Source organism: Turicibacter sp. St.80E1, from assembly GCF_059728495.1.
The window spans coordinates 1,709,463-1,726,718 of record NZ_AP039386.1; the positions used below are offsets into that span (position 1 = coordinate 1,709,463).

The 17,256-nt window shown below is 37.4% G+C and carries 15 protein-coding genes; 3 read left to right on the forward strand and 12 right to left on the reverse strand.

Going from position 1 to position 17,256, the window contains the following annotated elements:
- Positions 1–130 precede the first annotated feature (130 nt).
- From AC6I0I_RS08250 to AC6I0I_RS08285, 8 genes are all read right to left on the reverse strand, one after another.
- On the reverse strand, positions 131–1,888 hold the full coding sequence (locus AC6I0I_RS08250) for an NADH-dependent [FeFe] hydrogenase, group A6 (protein WP_161832284.1): 1,758 nt from the start codon (positions 1,886–1,888) through the stop codon (positions 131–133).
- A gap of 11 nt (positions 1,889–1,899) precedes the next feature.
- The gene (gene nuoF, locus AC6I0I_RS08255) at positions 1,900–3,720 is read right to left on the reverse strand and encodes an NADH-quinone oxidoreductase subunit NuoF (RefSeq protein ID WP_262953873.1); all 1,821 of its coding nucleotides are present in this window, start codon (positions 3,718–3,720) and stop codon (positions 1,900–1,902) included.
- 31 nt (positions 3,721–3,751) lie between these two features.
- Positions 3,752–4,120, reverse strand: a complete 369-nt coding sequence (locus AC6I0I_RS08260) for a (2Fe-2S) ferredoxin domain-containing protein (RefSeq protein ID WP_262953874.1) — start codon at positions 4,118–4,120, stop codon at positions 3,752–3,754.
- A 20-nt stretch (positions 4,121–4,140) separates the two neighbouring features.
- Positions 4,141–4,686 carry an ATP-binding protein gene (locus AC6I0I_RS08265; protein ID WP_262953875.1) on the reverse strand — a complete coding sequence of 182 codons (546 nt, stop codon included), beginning with the start codon at positions 4,684–4,686 and terminating at the stop codon, positions 4,141–4,143.
- A gap of 56 nt (positions 4,687–4,742) precedes the next feature.
- Entirely contained in the window at positions 4,743–5,087 is a 345-nt protein-coding gene (locus AC6I0I_RS08270) for a hypothetical protein (RefSeq protein ID WP_161832288.1), read from the reverse strand.
- 109 nt (positions 5,088–5,196) lie between these two features.
- Positions 5,197–5,679 carry an NADH-quinone oxidoreductase subunit NuoE family protein gene (locus AC6I0I_RS08275; RefSeq protein ID WP_161832289.1) on the reverse strand — a complete coding sequence of 161 codons (483 nt, stop codon included), beginning with the start codon at positions 5,677–5,679 and terminating at the stop codon, positions 5,197–5,199.
- Positions 5,680–6,026: 347 nt separating this feature from the next.
- Positions 6,027–6,113, reverse strand: coding sequence for a YjcZ family sporulation protein (locus AC6I0I_RS08280; protein WP_161831246.1), 87 nt, complete (start codon positions 6,111–6,113; stop codon positions 6,027–6,029).
- Positions 6,114–6,199: 86 nt separating this feature from the next.
- A complete protein-coding gene (locus AC6I0I_RS08285) occupies positions 6,200–6,292 on the reverse strand; it encodes a YjcZ family sporulation protein (protein WP_161831122.1) in 93 nt (30 codons plus the stop codon).
- A gap of 186 nt (positions 6,293–6,478) precedes the next feature.
- Here AC6I0I_RS08285 and AC6I0I_RS08290 point away from each other — a divergent pair, with 186 nt between their 5' ends.
- A complete protein-coding gene (locus tag AC6I0I_RS08290; RefSeq protein ID WP_497993575.1) occupies positions 6,479–7,972 on the forward strand; it encodes a peptidylprolyl isomerase in 1,494 nt (497 codons plus the stop codon).
- Positions 7,973–8,009: 37 nt separating this feature from the next.
- Here the strand turns inward: AC6I0I_RS08290 and AC6I0I_RS08295 are convergent, their stop codons facing one another.
- The 3 genes from AC6I0I_RS08295 to pulA all read right to left on the reverse strand — a co-directional run bounded on the left by AC6I0I_RS08295 (position 8,010) and on the right by pulA (position 12,653).
- Complete coding sequence (locus tag AC6I0I_RS08295; protein WP_262953877.1) at positions 8,010–8,939, reverse strand: 3'-5' exoribonuclease YhaM family protein; 930 nt, start codon at positions 8,937–8,939, stop codon at positions 8,010–8,012.
- Positions 8,929–10,410 (reverse strand): coproporphyrinogen dehydrogenase HemZ, encoded by a 1,482-nt coding sequence (gene hemZ, locus AC6I0I_RS08300; RefSeq protein WP_262953878.1) that lies wholly within the window; start codon positions 10,408–10,410, stop codon positions 8,929–8,931. The genes AC6I0I_RS08295 and hemZ overlap by 11 nt, the downstream gene beginning before the upstream one ends.
- A 113-nt stretch (positions 10,411–10,523) precedes the next feature.
- Positions 10,524–12,653, reverse strand: a complete 2,130-nt coding sequence (pulA, locus tag AC6I0I_RS08305) for a type I pullulanase (RefSeq protein WP_161831248.1) — start codon at positions 12,651–12,653, stop codon at positions 10,524–10,526.
- A 730-nt stretch (positions 12,654–13,383) separates the two neighbouring features.
- Here pulA and AC6I0I_RS08310 point away from each other — a divergent pair.
- The gene (locus tag AC6I0I_RS08310; RefSeq protein WP_161831126.1) at positions 13,384–14,016 is read left to right on the forward strand and encodes a YczE/YyaS/YitT family protein; all 633 of its coding nucleotides are present in this window, start codon (positions 13,384–13,386) and stop codon (positions 14,014–14,016) included.
- Between the two features lie 54 nt (positions 14,017–14,070).
- Here AC6I0I_RS08310 and AC6I0I_RS08315 read toward each other — a convergent pair whose 3' ends face one another.
- Positions 14,071–15,834, reverse strand: coding sequence for a helicase-related protein (locus AC6I0I_RS08315; protein WP_161831127.1), 1,764 nt, complete (start codon positions 15,832–15,834; stop codon positions 14,071–14,073).
- Between the two features lie 212 nt (positions 15,835–16,046).
- Here AC6I0I_RS08315 and AC6I0I_RS08320 point away from each other — a divergent pair, with 212 nt between their 5' ends.
- On the forward strand, positions 16,047–17,153 hold the full coding sequence (locus AC6I0I_RS08320) for a DEAD/DEAH box helicase (protein WP_262950695.1): 1,107 nt from the start codon (positions 16,047–16,049) through the stop codon (positions 17,151–17,153).
- Positions 17,154–17,256 lie beyond the last annotated feature (103 nt).

The window sequence follows — 17,256 nt, forward strand, 5'->3', positions numbered from 1 at the left end:
GTCACACCCCAAGATTATTGCTCATAAATGGATTTTTTATAACACGATGGATCCTACTCAAACGCTAGGTCCCATTCATGAAAAGATAACGGCCTTCACTTTCAGTAGAATCCCCTCTTTTAACCTCTCCCTAGTCTTGAGAATAAATATCTCTCTTGACATACGTTGTATGTAAGAGTTCATGTGCCTTATGGCTATTAGGTTCGCCTAAATATTCCTGATATAAAGCTGAAATAACTGGATTTTCATGAGATTTTCGGATATGTTGTCGCTCATCATCACTATAAAGTGCCTGAGCCCGTTTACTTCTCACATCGACTCCTGCATTGTAAAGCGACGCTGGTACATGGGGTTGACCACCACCAGCTACACATCCACCACTACATCCCATAATTTCTACAAAGTGATACTGTTTTTGACCTTTTAAAATTTGATCCACCAGTTCTAAGGCATGCTTTCCACCATGAACGACCGCAACATTCAATGTTAAATCCCCCACCGTTAAAGTTGCCTCTTTTAAATCATCAACCCCACGCACTGAATGATAAGTAATTTCTTCTAGGCTTTGTCCAGATAAGACATCTGCCGCTGTTCTTAAGGCGGCCTCCATCACACCTCCGGTTACCCCAAAAATGGTTCCAGCCCCGCTGTATTCACTTAAAGGTTGATCAAAAGCCTCATCAGGTAAATGAACAAAGTCAAGACCGTACATTCGAATCATTCGTGCAAGTTCACGTGTTGTGATAGAAGCATCTACATCCTGCAAGCCGTTTGTCTTCATCTCTTCTCGTTCTAACTCTCCTTTTTTAGCAATGCATGGCATTACCGAAACACAATAGATGTTAGCTGGGTCTACTTGATTTTTTTCCGCCCAATAAGATTTTAAAATCGCACCAAACATTTGTTGGGGTGACTTGCATGAAGAAAGATGCGGTAAAATTTCAGGTCGATATTGCTCAGCTAATCGAATCCATCCCGGTGAACATGAAGTAATCATGGGTAAGACACCGTTATTTTTAACACGATCTAATAATTCATAGGCCTCTTCCATTATGGTTAAATCTGCACTAAAGTTAGTATCAAAAACTTTCGCTGTTGGGCCGCCAATTCGACGAAGGGCTGCCGCAATTTTTCCCCCAACGTGAGTTCCAATTGGTAAGCCAAACTCTTCACCTAAAGCAGCACGGACGGCAGGTGCCACTTGAAAGACAACCACTTTATCTGGATCATCAATCGCTTGAATGACCTCATCAATTGTTGAATGTTCTGACAGAGCTGCTGTTGGACAAACATTAATACATTGTCCACAATGAATACACCCTGCTTGATCCATACTCATCTCAAAGGCTGGTCCAATGTACGTTTGAAAGCCTCGTTGGTTAAAGGCTAACACTTCTGTCCCTGCTTTTTCACGACAGGCGGCAACACAACGACCGCATAAAATACATTTCGATGTATCTCTCACAATGGAATATGAATCATCCCGATAAAATGGAACTCGGCATTCTCCACTAAACCGATGGGTATCACAATTTAAATCATTAGACAATTGTTTCAACTCACAGTCATGATTACGTTCACATGTCGTACATTCGACACGGTGATTAGCAAGTAAAAGTTCGACGGTCATTTTTCTGGCGTCTAACACACGTTTTGAATGTGTTTTAATTTCCATTCCCTCGCTCACTTTCATATTACATGCCGTTACGAGCGAACGAGCGCCTTTCACTTCAACAACGCACACTCGACAAGCACCTGTTTCATTTAAATCTTTCAAAAAACAAAGGGTTGGGATTTTAATCCCTGCCTCGCGTGCAGCCTCTAAAATCGTATACGTATCAGGAACCGTATACGGCATTCCATTTAAAGTAATATGAACGACTCCCATCTTTCCTCCCCCTATCGTTTAATAATTGCACTAATTTTAGTCGGACAGTGGGCCATACAAGAACCACATTTAATACACGCCTCTGGGTCAATCACATGGCGACGACGTCCTGTTTTAGCATTCACAACTTCCCCAATAGGTTGAATGCAGTGCACTGGACAAGATCTCGCACATGAACCACAACCGATGCATTTCTCAGTGATATAATACTCTAATAAATTTGAACAAACTCCTGCCGGACAACGTTTATCAACAACGTGCGCTAAATATTCCTCTTTAAAATGGCGTAATGTTGACAATACAGGATTCGGAGCAGATTGACCTAAACCACATAGCGAATTTTCCTTAATATATTTTGCTAAGTGTTCGAGCTCATCCAAATCTTTAAGTTCACCTTTTCCCTCCGTGATTTTTTTTAGAATTTCTTTCATACGTTTCGTTCCTTCACGGCAAGGCGTACACTTACCGCACGATTCATCGCATGTAAAATCTAAATAAAAATGGGCGATATCAACCATGCAGTTATCTTCATCCATAACGATTAATCCCCCAGATCCCATCATTGAACCCAGTGAAACTAAATTATCAAAATCGATGGCCGTATCTAAATATTCCTCAGTTAAACATCCTCCCGATGGTCCTCCTGTTTGGGCAGCTTTAAACTTTTTCCCGTTCGGAATTCCACCCCCAATATCGTAAACAACCTCGCGAAGAGTCGTTCCCATTGGAATCTCAACAAGTCCCGTATTATTAATTTTTCCACCTAATGCAAATACTTTTGTTCCCTTCGAGCGTTCAGTTCCAATACTTGAAAACCATTCGCCCCCATTTAAAATAATTTGCGACACATTCGCATACGTCTCAACATTATTCAATAATGTTGGTTTTCCCCATACCCCTTTAACCGCTGGAAAAGGTGGACGTGGACGCGGCATTCCCCGCTTTCCTTCAATCGATTCGATAAGAGCTGTTTCTTCACCACAAACAAATGCCCCTGCACCTAAACGTAATTCAATATCAAAATTAAAACCTGTATTAAAAATATTTTCCCCTAGCATTCCGTATTCATGGGCTTGTTCAATGGCAATCTGCAATCGTTTAACCGCAATAGGGTACTCTGCTCTAACATAAATATACCCCGTATTAGCACCTACGGCATATCCTGCAATAGCCATAGCCTCCAAAACGGCATGCGGATCTCCCTCTAAAATAGAGCGATCCATAAAGGCTCCTGGGTCACCTTCATCGGCATTACAAGCCACATATTTTTGATCTCCTTTTGCCTTATAGGTAAACTCCCACTTCAATCCGGTTGGAAATCCTCCACCCCCACGACCGCGTAAACCTGATGTTTTAATTTGATCAATAATTTCCTCAGGTGTCATTTCAGTTAATGCCTTGGCTAATGCCTTATATCCATCGTAAGCAATGTACTCATCAATATTTTCAGGGTTAATTTTCCCACAATTTCTTAAAGCTAATCGGGTTTGTTTTGCATAAAACTCGACTTCATTGACGGATTTAACCTCACCATCAACTAATGCTTCCTTATAAAGTAACTCTTTAACAATTCGTCCTTTTAATAAGTGCTCCGTTGCAATCTTATCTACATCGCTTACCTTTACCTTAGAATAAAAAACACCTTCTGGATAGACAATCATAATCGGTCCCGCTTCACATAAGCCAAAGCACCCCGTCATCGTCACTTTGACTTCCTCGTCAAGTCCGAGCTCTTCTAATTTTTCCTCTAATGCTTGTTTAATCTCTTTTGATCGTGAAGACGTACAACCCGTTCCTCCACAAATCAAAACATGCGCACGATATTCTGACATGAAGTTCCCCCCTCTTATTTACAAAAAACATCTAAATAGAAGTGCTATCTTCCGTAAACTCAGATACGACCTTTCCGTTCATTAAATGTTCTAGGACAACGTGTTTTGCTTTCTCCCCATTCATCTGAAGATACGTTGTTTTCCCTAAATGATCAAAAATCTCCACGACCGGTTCATTTCCGCACACTTCAAATTCCCCCGATTGAGTGATCATTACATTCATTAAGCCCTGTTGATTCACCTCGTGTACAAACGCTTTTAAAACTTCTCTCGCACCTGAGGCAATACCACATGTCCCCATACCAACCACTACTTTGACCGGTGCCTGATCAAGACGTCTTAAATGCAAATCATCTAATGTGCGCTTACGAATTTGCTCCAACTCCTCTAATGTTTTCACAACCAATCACTCCCCTCATCTCAATAGGATGTAAATGAAAAATCATTTGTCTCAATTTCCCGCTTCACCCACGCTATTGTATTCGGATGATTCATTAATTCCTCACCCACAACTTCTCTGACGCTTAGCGTCTCAAATTGATAATTCAATGATCCCTTTTGATGCATATAAATCAGATTAACCGTGGGGGCTATCTGAATAATGGTATACAACGTCTGATGGATATTTCCAAAGGGTGGACGATCCAGATGATTGAGCTTCATTTTAGCGCGTACACTCGTTCCAATTCCTTCCCTAGACTGAATAAGAACATTTCCTTCACACTGTTTAGCCCGCTCAATCAGTAACGGAATCCCTAATCCTACTCTATGATTACTCTTCGTTGTAAAAAAAGGATAAGTTGCTTCCTTGCACACCTGTGACGACATTCCAACCCCATTATCCTTAATTTCAAGTTCAAGTTCGTTCCACTCTAATGTTTCCGCGACCTTAATTTCAATCACCGTTGCATGCGCCCGAATTGAATTCATTGCCAGGTCTAAAATAGACATTGATAAGTCCCGCATCTCTTTTCCTCCCCCACATCATCGTTGTCCTCAATCACCAGACGCACTATCTCATTTCAATACCTCTGGCTATCCCTCAATGTAAATAACTTGATAAGTTCGACAGCGCTCAAGGGAGAAGAAAATAAATGAACTCCATTTTGACTAGCAGCCTCTATCGTTTCTGCCGGTACCTCCACTCCGTCTACCACAATAATTGCCCTTAAATTTTTTAAACTTGCAACCGCAACAATCGTTGGATGACTCTGAACCGTTAACCATACTTGATGAGGTTTAGCCTGCTTTAACACGTGACTCAATAAATCACCTACATATAGGTCATGAACCTGTTGAAGTTGATCGTCTATCCCGGGACTTAACGCATAAATAGGGAAACATTTAAAAGTTGGACTCCTATTCACAGCTATCATTCCTTTTATTCTTACCCATTTAAGCAAATTTTCTAAGCATCGAGGGTAGGCTCAAACCGACCCTGTCGCTTCATTCGCCCCTTACAAAAATGGGATAGATTCATTCATCGTTATACTTTTTAAAGATGTCATCAATTTGTTTCAATGTCACCTTTCCATAAACCTCATCATCTACCGTCATAACAGGGGCTAACCCACAGGCCCCAATACAACGTGTGGCTACTAATGAAAATTTTCCATCAGCCGTTGTCTGGTCAGGTTCAATTCCAAGCTCTGCCTTTATTTTATCTAAAATCGCCTGCGAACCTTTGACATAACAAGCCGTTCCTAAGCAAACCCCGACCACATGCTCACCTTTAGGAGTTGTTGAAAATTGGGAATAGAACGTAACGACTCCATGAATTCTAGCTACCGAGATTCCCGTCCGACTTGAGATAAATTTTTGAACCTCAAGTGGAATATACCCAAAAATATTTTGTGCTTCATGTAAAATCGGCATTAAGCCATCCGTCTCTTTCGAATGCGCCTCGATAAAAAGTGACAACTTTTCATAATTTTCTGGCGTTAAACTTGATTGTCTCATGAGACCTCCTCCTTAATAATTAAGAATCAAAGAGATGACCAAAAAGTCGGTGTTTATCTACTTGAAAAAAACTTAAATCAAATAAATCGCCTCTGATTTAATCTCTTTTTGACACCTAATAAACTATATGTCTCTTGAGTACAATTTAGACATTTAAAAAGACTTTCTAACAAACCCATGTGAATGAGATTAAAGATCCCTTCTCTATCTCTTATCCTTATAATAAGGAAATAGCTATTCTAAACTATCCTAGGCTTATTTTTGCATAATAAAAAGGACCTTACGGTCCTTTTCCCCACATAATAGCGGATACCATTCACTTTTTATCACTATAAATTATTTACTAATTAGCAAACCATTCTACCACAGCAGCAGCTGATGATCACTAATAAAATAAATAAAACTAAAATAAATGCACAGTTATTTCCACACATAATAAATCTCTCCTTAAAATTTAATCATAATTTAGATATAGGCTCCCAATTGAGCTTAAGATTACTTGGATCTCATTTTACTTCGATTAGCACATACCGAATCCGCATCCACATCCGCATCCAATAATAACTAATAAGATAAATAAAACTAAGATAAATGCACAACCATTTCCGAACATAATCTCAACTCCTTTCCAACCTTTCCACTCAGTTTCCTGAGCTAATATATCCTATGAATTTTTCGCAATTTGGTTTATGTTTTTACTCAAATTCCACAAAAACCTACCAAAAAAATATTGTTCCAAAATTTGAAAAATGATATGATTAAAAACGTTAAATTAAACAAAATAGAGGATGTGAACACAATGAAAAAGTACTTCCTAGCAACAGCGGCCGTTGTTACAACATTATTTCTCGGTGCCTGTTCAAATAAAAACGAAATTGGGATGAGTGTCCCAAATGGAAATGAAAAATTTATTACCTCTGATGTCGGTGATATTACAAAACAACAAGTATTTGATAAAATGGTAACCAAAGCGGGATTAGGTGCACTATTAGACTTAGTTGATTTCGATGTTTTATCTCAACAATATGAAATTGATGAAGCGGAAGTCGATAAAATCATCGCTCAATATAAAGAAAAAAATGCTAATTTTGAGGAATTTTTAACTGCTCAAGGATTTAAGGATGAAGCGGAACTTCGCCAATATATCGAATTAAATTTATATCGCCAAAAAGTAGCGGATGAAATTTCAGTCGTAACGGATGAAGAACTTGAAAAAGCATATGAGAGAGCTTACGAAATTGGAGCTCGCCATATTTTAGTGGCTGATGAAAAGACAGCAAAAGAAATTATTAAAAAATTAGATGAAGCAGAAGATAAAGAAGCTACTTTCCAAGAGTTAGCAAAAGAATATGGAACGTATACAACAGAGCCAGTTAAAACACAATTTGGATATCACGTCATTTATAAATACTCTGAAGGTGAGAAAAAACCATTTGAAGAAGTAAAAGAGGAATTAACTGAAAAACTTCGTGAGAAAAAATTATCAGATGAAGCGTTCGTTGCTGCCCTTGCGGAAAAACGTGAAGAAGCAGGATTTGTCTTAATGAACGACTTCTTAGAAGAGCAATATACTGATTATTCAAAAACATATAAAAAATCAAATGAAACTAGTAATTCAGTCGTTGCTAAAATTAAAGACCATGAATATACGGTTGAGCAATTATACAATGAATTAGTTCCAGCTTACGGATTATCTGATGGAATTTCATTAATTGACGGTAAATTATTAGAAAAGAAATATCCAGTTGACAAAAAAGCCATTAAAGAATTAATTGATCAATTTAAAGTTGCTTACGGAACAAATTATTATACAGCAATGGCGCAAAACGGATTAAATAACGACGATGAAATTTATGAATATTTCAAACTCGCTCAATTGCAAGATGCAGCCTTAGCCGAGGCTTACCCGATTACAGATGAAATGCTTCAACAATTATATGATGAAAAATACGGTGAAAAAGCACAAGCCGATAAAGCTGAAAAATCAGAATCAACAGATAAAGAAGCTGAAGAAAAAACTGAAGTAAAATCTTTCGAAGATGCGAAAGAAGAACTTGAGTCATTAGCACGCCAACAACAATATACTCAATTACGTTTAGAGACATTATTAATTAAATTCCGCTCAGAGGCTAACTTTAAATTTACCGATGAGACATTACAAAAACGTTATGAAACAATTGTAGCGAACATCGAAAAACAAGCTGCCGATGAAGAGGCTGCCCGTCAAACACAATCAAATGAAAATCAACCTGCTGAGGAAAACAATCAAGAAACAGGAGATACAGCTGAATAATAAAAAAATGACTGGTCTAAAACGACCAGTCATTTTTTTATTTATGGTGATAAAATCTTCGGTTATCTAACATCGGAATACGATCACTCATTTCTCCAGCGGCACAGTGCTGAAGCGCCATCGTCGCTGCCGTCATCTTAGCAGAGACAACATCTAAATAATGTAGTAATTCAGCTTCAATAATCATAGGTTCCTTAGGTGAACCCCATTCTAATTTCCCGTGATGAGCAATAACCATATGCTTTAAAAACAATACCTCTTCCCCTTGATAGCCTAACTCACGAGAAGCTTCGTCAATCATTGAAACCATCATATTAATATGTCCAACCATTAACCCCTCAAGCGTATACTCCGTCTTAACACACTTTTCATAGCTCATCTCAAATAATTTTCCAAGGTCATGCAAAATAATTCCAGCATAGAGCAAGTCACGATTTACAATCGGATAAAGCTCACAATAAGCTTCTCCCATTTTCAACATTTCAAAAACATGTTGAGCTAGTCCTGAGCGAAAGGCATGATGCATTCGGCTGGCTGCCGGATGCACATAAAATTCTTGTTCATATTTTTCTAAGAAGTATTGAAGAATCTCCTTATAATATCCCTCTTGCATTTGCCCCATAAACTGCCCCATATATTCCTTTAATGACTCAACTGTCATTGAAGAAGATTCGACGTAATCAGCGGGATCGACATCCCCCTCTACCACAGAAATGGATTCAATATTCCACTGCTTTTGAGCATTATAAAGTTGAACCAATCCTTTGACCGTCACAATTTGTCCTGCCGAAAAAGCTTCTAACTCACTCGGTTTCACACTCCACTTATTCGCAAAAATCGAACCACTCTTATCTACAAATTCAAATTTTAAATACGGTTTTTGTGCAGCCGTTCTTAGCGACTGAACAGACTTAATCATAACAGTTAATGTTGTATCCTCTTTTGCTTTTAAATCTTTAATTTGCATGTGTATCACCTATCTCCAAACTTTCAATGAGTGTCTCAATCTTCTTATCGGCATACGTTTGATAAGAATCAATATATGTTTTTAAATCTTTTGGATTATGAACAGAAGTCCCAATTAAATATTTACTTGATGCACCAACACCTAATCCTAAAATATTTTGTGCTTCTTCCATAATTAAAATATTATAAATACTCTCTTGTCCAACCTTAGAATATCCGATATTCTCCATGTTACCTGAAATATTTTTTTGTCGGTATAAATAATACGGAATATAGTGATTTTCTTTCGCAAAATCATACGTCATTTGACCCATGCGTTGTAACTCTTCTTTTGAAGCAGTCGTATAAAGTCCACGATTTTTCGTTATTTTCGAACGTCGTTTAAAGGCAAGCATATGAACCGTTAACGATTCAGGTTGTAACCGCTCTATTTCCCTTAAACTATAGGCAAGCTCTTCACATCCTTCGTTTGGAAGTCCCACAATAAGGTCCATGTTCACATTATCAAACCCATATTGCTTTGCCATCTCATATTTTTCAATGACATCCTCAACCGTATGATGACGGCCAATTTCATCTAACGTTCGCTGATGAAATGATTGCGGATTAATGCTAATTCGGTGAATTCCATACTGCTTTAATAACGCTAACTTCTCTGGTGTAATCGTATCTGGCCGTCCCGCTTCCACCGTAATTTCGCGCACCTCTGCTGCACTAGCTAAATTTTGATAAACCGTGAGGAGTAACATTTCGAACTGTTCCTTCGTTAAGGTGGTGGCTGTTCCCCCACCGAAGTAAATAGAGGTAATTTTAATGCCTCTTTCTTTAACAAAGGACCCAACTATTTTAATTTCCTCTAGTAAGGCATCTAAAAACGGTTCAACCCATTTTTTAAACGGTTCATAAGCATACGCGGCAAACGTACAATACGCACAACGTGTTGGGCAAAATGGAATCCCAATATAAATACTAACTTCTTCATGGATGGTGTGTAAGTCAGGAATAACCTTTAATTGATGATTAGCCACTTCTAGTAACAAATCAATCTTCTCATCAGACACTAAATACTCCTCTTGCATATACTCCTTAATTTCAGTATCGCTATAGTTTCGTTTTTTCATCCCATGAACAAGCTTCGTAGGACGCATCCCATTTAACAATCCCCATGATTGAACTTTTCCTGTATGTTGTTGTAATAAAAGTAAATACACCGCTAGATACGCATATTTACGAATCTTAGTTTCCTGTTTTAAAACGACTTTTCTTTCAAGCGATTGTACCTTGCCATTTAACTCCCCCTGCACAAGGAGACGATCATTCTCCATCCGCTCAGAAAACTTAAACGTTAGATTTGGAGCCGATGATTGATTAATGGACGACGTTTCATAAAACGTCTGATTCAGTACTTGCATAGCGCTCAAAATAAGTTCATCTTCGATTCCCTCTACTTTAATATGGACAATATCCGTCATGATTTGCACTCCATTTCTGAATAAAAAATCCTTAGCAGTGCTAAGGATTTTTCACTATCTATTTTGACTTAAGCCCTATCATCATCTCAATGTCTTACCTTTTAAAAGCTGCATTATTTTACAAGAATCATCACACTTAAAGGCGGCATTTTCAAATCACCTGTTAGTAATTTAATGGGAGTAATCCCACTTTGATTTTCATCAGCAATCAACGTAAAATCAGAAGTAATGATAGGTATATTCACTTCATAATTTTGAGTGTTAAAGAATACCCGAATGTCGTTCCAACATCCGTAATCCTTCACATTTCTCAAATTATATTCTATCACAGAATTATGATGTTGAAAAATAGACAGATGTTTTTTTACAAGATAGGCGTTATGTAAACGGAAGGCACGATGTGCCCGACGAATTTTAATGTACCCTTTAACTAAATTCATACTTTTTTCATGCTGATACGCTTCATCCCATCGAATAGCATTAATTGAATCGGGTGAATTATAACTATTTTCAACCCCTTGCTTACTTCTAAAAAATTCTTGCCCACAATGAATAAATGGAATTCCTTGTGCTAAAATGACCATTGCAGTTGCTAATATCTGTCGTTTTTGCCAGGTTAGACTATCTTCATCACTATTTGATAGTTTCATTCGATCCCAAAGCGTATGATTGTCGTGACATTCGATATAATTAATACTTTGGGTCGGTTGATAAAACATATCTTCATTTAAACCCGAACTTCCTGATAGCAATCGTTTTCCATAGTTAGCAGAACCAAAATTCCCTAGTGCTAACCCTCGATCCTGATGATTAAACGTATGTCCCTTAATCGTATCGCGAAAAGCATCATTAAAATGAGCAATACGAGGTAATTTATAAGCATTAAACTTTGCCGCCTTTTGGGCTTGTGGTAACGGGGTATTCATATCCCAACCTTCACCGTATAATAAAATACTTGGGTCATATTCCTCACAAAATTGACTAATTTCATTCATCGTATCCACATCGAGAATCCCCATCAAATCAAATCGGAATCCATCCACGCCATATTCTTTTGTCCAAAACTTAATAGAATCCAAAATAAATTTACGTACCATTCGTCGCTCAGTGGCTAAATCATTCCCACATCCACTTCCATCGGACGGCATCCCTTGATAATCATAACGATAAAAATACGTAGGAACCATCGCATCAAATGGAAAAGTTCTTCGTTCATAAACATGATTATATACCACATCCATAATAACCCCAAATCCATTTTCATGCAAACAATTAATCATCGTTCGAAGTTCATTAATGCGAGTATACGGGTTATGAACATCTGAGGCATAACTCCCCTCTGGAACATTATATTGTGCAGGATTATAGCCCCAATTATAGGAATCTAGAGGATTTAGCTCATCGACACCTGAAAAATCAAAAATAGGTAGCAATTGAATATGCGTTACCCCAAGTTCTTTAAGATACGCAAGACCAAAGCGACGCCCAGTTTTTTCGTCCACGACTTCCTCTGTAAGTCCCAAAAATTTTCCACGTTGGTTCACGCGTGACGAGGGATCGATAGTAAAATCACGAATACTTAACTCATAAATAATGGCATCCGTCGGATGTTCCAATTTAGGACGAATAGCCTGATTTACTTTTACACACTTCGAGGGATCCACAACCACACTATACTCAGCATTGGCCGTTGAGGCAATAGCATAAGGATCAATGGCCTCTTGACGAATAAGATTATTTACAATCTCATAGCGATAGCGACAACCCTCCAAATCCTGATCAATCGTTAACTCCCATACCCCTCGAGGGCATCTTTTCATGCGTCTAAAATGAGTCACATCATCTTCATATAAAATGAGCTGTACTTGCGTCGCCGTAGGGGCCCATACCTTAAATTGAGTCCTTTCCTTTCGATAGGTAGGCCCTAGATCTTGACCTTCATAATAAAATCGTTTATCAAATTCAGCCGTTCTAGCAATGTATCCTAAAAATAGATAGTTGGTATTTTGATAAGTATCAATCACTTGATATTCAGTTCCGACTTTAACGAAACCTTTAATCGACAAAATATACTTAATCTCATTATAAAAATCACATTTTTCTTCGACCTTTAATTCGTAAGTTTCCGAGGTCTCTGTATCAATTAAATAAAATGGATCAATTTCTCCCCCATAGTAACTTTTAGGAACAAGTACCGTAATCTTATTATACTCATCTAAATAGCATGAAAATCTTCCTTGCATCGTTAACACTAAACATCCCTCCTTACACTCATTTTCATCTATATATAAACGGAAATTCCTTATATCTTTCCACCCTTCATCTAAAACGAGAAGCAAGAGCAATCTATCAAAAATAAATCTAGACCGTCCTCGATGAGTTAGTGGTCAAAATATTTTTCCGATAACACCGAATTTTAAACCCATGTATAAAGCGAAAGAAATTCCACCTCTCATGAAGCAACCTTAACTTTTGAATGAATCGAATAAAAAGACAAAGTACATCTAAAGCAATAAAAACTTCACCTTTAATAAAATCGCGCTCATTGTTACATTTAGATCAAGTCAAAACCGATGACTGCAACACATTAGAATTCTTTTAAAGATAAAAAATTTTGACTGATGAGCTATCCGCCTTAAAGTGCTTCCACTTCTCTTATTTCATTTATTAAATTAAGTGTAGATAATGGACTTATTTATATATAGGAACGTGACAAAATTATTACCACTTCTTTAGTATGCGTGATTTTACTCCATCATAGACAACATCCTCTTATAAATATCCACTTTTTTCTATCTATTACATTATGTACCTATAATTCCATAATATTTTTTAAAAAATGGGACCTCTTTCATAATAAAGTGACAAAAAAACATATTTAAATTGACAACATCACATATTTTTTGTATGATGAATACAGTTACAATTGTAAGTGTTATCTAAAACGTGGGAACTATTTTAGGAGGATTATAAATGAGTAAATTTAACATTAAAAACTATGCTATTCGAATTGGTTTCTTTTTAGTTGGATGCTTCATCATTCAATTAGGAGTTGCTTTCTTTATTAAATCAAGCACTGGGGTTGACTCGTTCACCATCTTTATGCAAGGATTATCAAATTTATTAAATATCACAGTAGGACAAGCGAACATCCTTGTCATGGGAACTGTATTCATTGGAATGCTTATCTTCACACGTGAATATATCCGTCTCGGAACATTTTTAGCAGTTATTACAGCAGGACCTTTCCTCGATTTAATTAACTTAGCTTTAGAAAACGTTGGAATTGCAGCCTTACCTTTAATCGTTCGTTTATTGATTGTCGCTATTAGCTGCGTCGTTATTTCAATTGGATTCTCAATCTTAAAATCAGCTAATTTAAGTGTTGCTCCAACCGATCAATTACCACTTATCATTGTTGATAAATCAAACTGGCAATATAAATGGGTTCGTATTACAATGGACGTTATTTGTATCGTTGTTGGGTTTACATTAGGTGGAGCTTTAGGTTTAGGAACGATTATTACAACACTCTTAATTGGACCTTGTATCCAATACTTCTTGCCAATCATTGAGAAAAAGGCCACACAAATCATTCCAAACTAATTTAATCAGGCGATTGAAAAAAGCAACATGACCGGTGTTGCTTTTTTTTTTGCCTTAAAGACGCCACAAGAGATAGTTCAATTTTTTACTGATTTTAGAACGTTCTCGGTACACCCAATTTATATCAAAATCTAAATGGAACGCCTTGGAAAAAGAATAATAGAGGTTAACTTCTTGATAATGTGTTTCTAATACCTCTAAGTCCTCGGCATGCAGTCGTGGTTTAGTAATTTCTCGATTATCATTCATAAAGTACTCCTCAATATAAATCAACAATAAATGGAGCAACTCTGGCTGCATTACATTAATCGGTAATTTCATAATTTTCCATTGAGCCCATTGTGATAACTTGTACCGCTTAATTTGCCCTAGGACATATAAATAACCCTCGATATCCATCTGCTTATAATGCTCTAAGTTTCGATAATGCTCCTCCCAAATCATAAGCTTTTCAATGAGTGGGATTCCTTGGATTTCAAGCATCGATTCGTGTGGACCAATAACAGCCTGATTAATCACCTCATCTTTACATTTCAACTTTTCCTCAACAAAAGAAAGATTTTCATCAATTGCTGCTACATACCCAATATCATAAATTCCCTTTCGCCCTGCACGTCCCGCGATTTGTTTAACCTCCTGCGAAGTCAACTCCCGAACCTTTTCCCCATCAAACTTCTTAACACTTACGAACACAATCCTTCTAATTGGTAAGTTAACTCCCATCCCAATTGCATCCGTCGAAATTAACAACTCACTTTCTCCCTCAATAAATGACTGATATTGAACACGCCGAACCTCTGGGGGAAGATCACCGTAAATAATACTCGTCTTATATCCTCGGTCTTGATAATATCTTGATAACTCAAGCACTTTTTTCTTTGAGAAAGCAATGAGCGCATCTCCCTTTTCGGGTCTATTTAGCTGATAAGGCATCGATTCAAATTGTAGCGGCACATTTCGTGTATACTCAAGACATTGATATTCATCTCCGCATTCTGTTATCATCTGAATAAGTAAAGACTTTGCATTAAGTGCCCCACACAAATGAATCTCTGGACTTAAGATTCCTAAAATAGCACGAGTCCACGAAGAACCCCGAACACTATCTTGAATTAATTGAACCTCATCAATAACCGCAACGTCATACTCTAACTCTAAATCTAGTTTTTCTATTGTACAACTAATATGTTGCGCCCCATCAACAATCACTTCTTCCTCACCTGTTAATAAATGACAAGGAACTCCATCTTGATTCATCTTCTCATAATTTTCAAGAGCTAAGAGTCGAAGAGGCGCCAAATAAATGCCGTTTTTTCCTTTCTCTAATGCCTTCATCGCCTGATACGTTTTCCCTGTATTCGTTTCTCCTAAATGCAAATAAAATTTTCGTTTCATCTGACGTGCTCGCGGATATTCATCCTTAGGGTGAGTCGGCAATTTAGCATGGTGAGGAGCATGCATTAACTCAGGTAAATAGTGACTAAGTAAAATGGATAACACTCCTGTTTGAATATACTCTTCCTCAAACCCTTCAATAACTTCCTCTAATTGATATTCTGTTTCATTCTCTTCATTGTATAAAGTCAAAATCTGTTTCGATGTTTCTTTAAGTTGTAACAAATAAGCTTCATACAAATTTCGTTCATTCATCTCCTCTAATTGGTCAAATAAATAAAGAATAATTTTCATTTTTTTACGTAAAATATTTTCCTTATTTAATAAACCTCCCATTGATTTTGTCTTATCATTTAATGTTAACTGATTAAGGTGCGCCTTAAGTTTTTTAATTTCTTTATCAATTCCCTGTATTTTCTTCATAAGACACCTCTTTCACCCTATGTCATCAGATGGATTGTGGTTTAAGGTTTCTACTATATAATATGTTCAAAGGCTAAATAATATCAGTGCTTTCAAGCAAAAAAGGAGAACAATCGGCATCATCTCATCCTGTCTTTATTTATCTTTTTATGTATTTTACGTCAGTCTGTGGTATCATTAATTGAATCTATTTAACGAAAGGTCTGTCATTTATGAATTTTAAATCATTAGGAATGAGTGAACCCCTCGTTCAAATTCTAAAAAAATCAGGAATTAAAACACCAACAGCTATTCAACAAGAATGTATTCCATTAATTATCGCTGATAAAGATGTGATTGCCCAAGCCCAAACAGGAACCGGGAAAACATTAGCTTTCCTACTCCCGCTATTTGAAAGAATTTCGCCAGAATCTACTAAAACGGAGGCTTTAATTATTACTCCTACACGTGAATTAGCCTTGCAAATTACTGAACAAGCCGAACAACTGGCAAAAGCAAAAAAACTCAATGTCCTTGCCGCATACGGCGGTCGAAACATTGGTTCCCAACTTAATAAATTAAAGAAAAACATCCATTTAATTATCGCAACGCCGGGACGGCTCCTCGACCACTTAGAGCGAAAGACCATTGATTTAAATCATGTTAAAACCGTGGTCATTGATGAGGCGGATCAAATGTTACTGATGGGATTTAAAAATGAGGTAGATCAAATTTTAAGAGCGACCCCGCGTAACCGTCAAACGCTTTGTTTCTCAGCAACAATGGCTCCTAATGTTAAAAAGCTAGCTTACTACTATACCTATTCTCCGGTTGTCGTAAACATTGAGCCTAAAAAAGTGACGCTTGATACTATCCGCCAAGAAGTCGTCGAAACGACTGATCGACAAAAATTTGATCGGCTGGCTCAAGCGCTCCAAGAAGATAACCCCTTTTTAGCTATCATCTTCGTGCGGACCAAACGACGTGCCAATGAGCTCTTTGCGAAAATGAAAAAACAAAAATTTAATGTTCAAGTCATTCATAGTGATATTGCCCAAAATAAACGGGAACGAATTTTAAAATCATTTCGTGAGGCTGATTTACAGTATCTCATTGCAACTGATGTTGCATCCCGTGGATTAGATATTTCTGGTGTCACACACATTTATAACTACGATATCCCTGAAACACCAGAAACTTATATTCATCGAATTGGGAGAACAGGGCGCGCGGGTGAAGACGGATATACTTGCATGTTCGTCGCCCCAAAGGATAACTTAGAATTCAACATGATTGAGCGAAAATTACGCCGCAACTTACCACGACGAACATTTAAATAACCAAAAGGAGTCAACCGAATGGGAGACTCCTTTCTTTATTTAATTTTAAAAAATCTCTCACCAATAACGCCCAACCGCATACGCTAATGTTGTATAGTCTGAA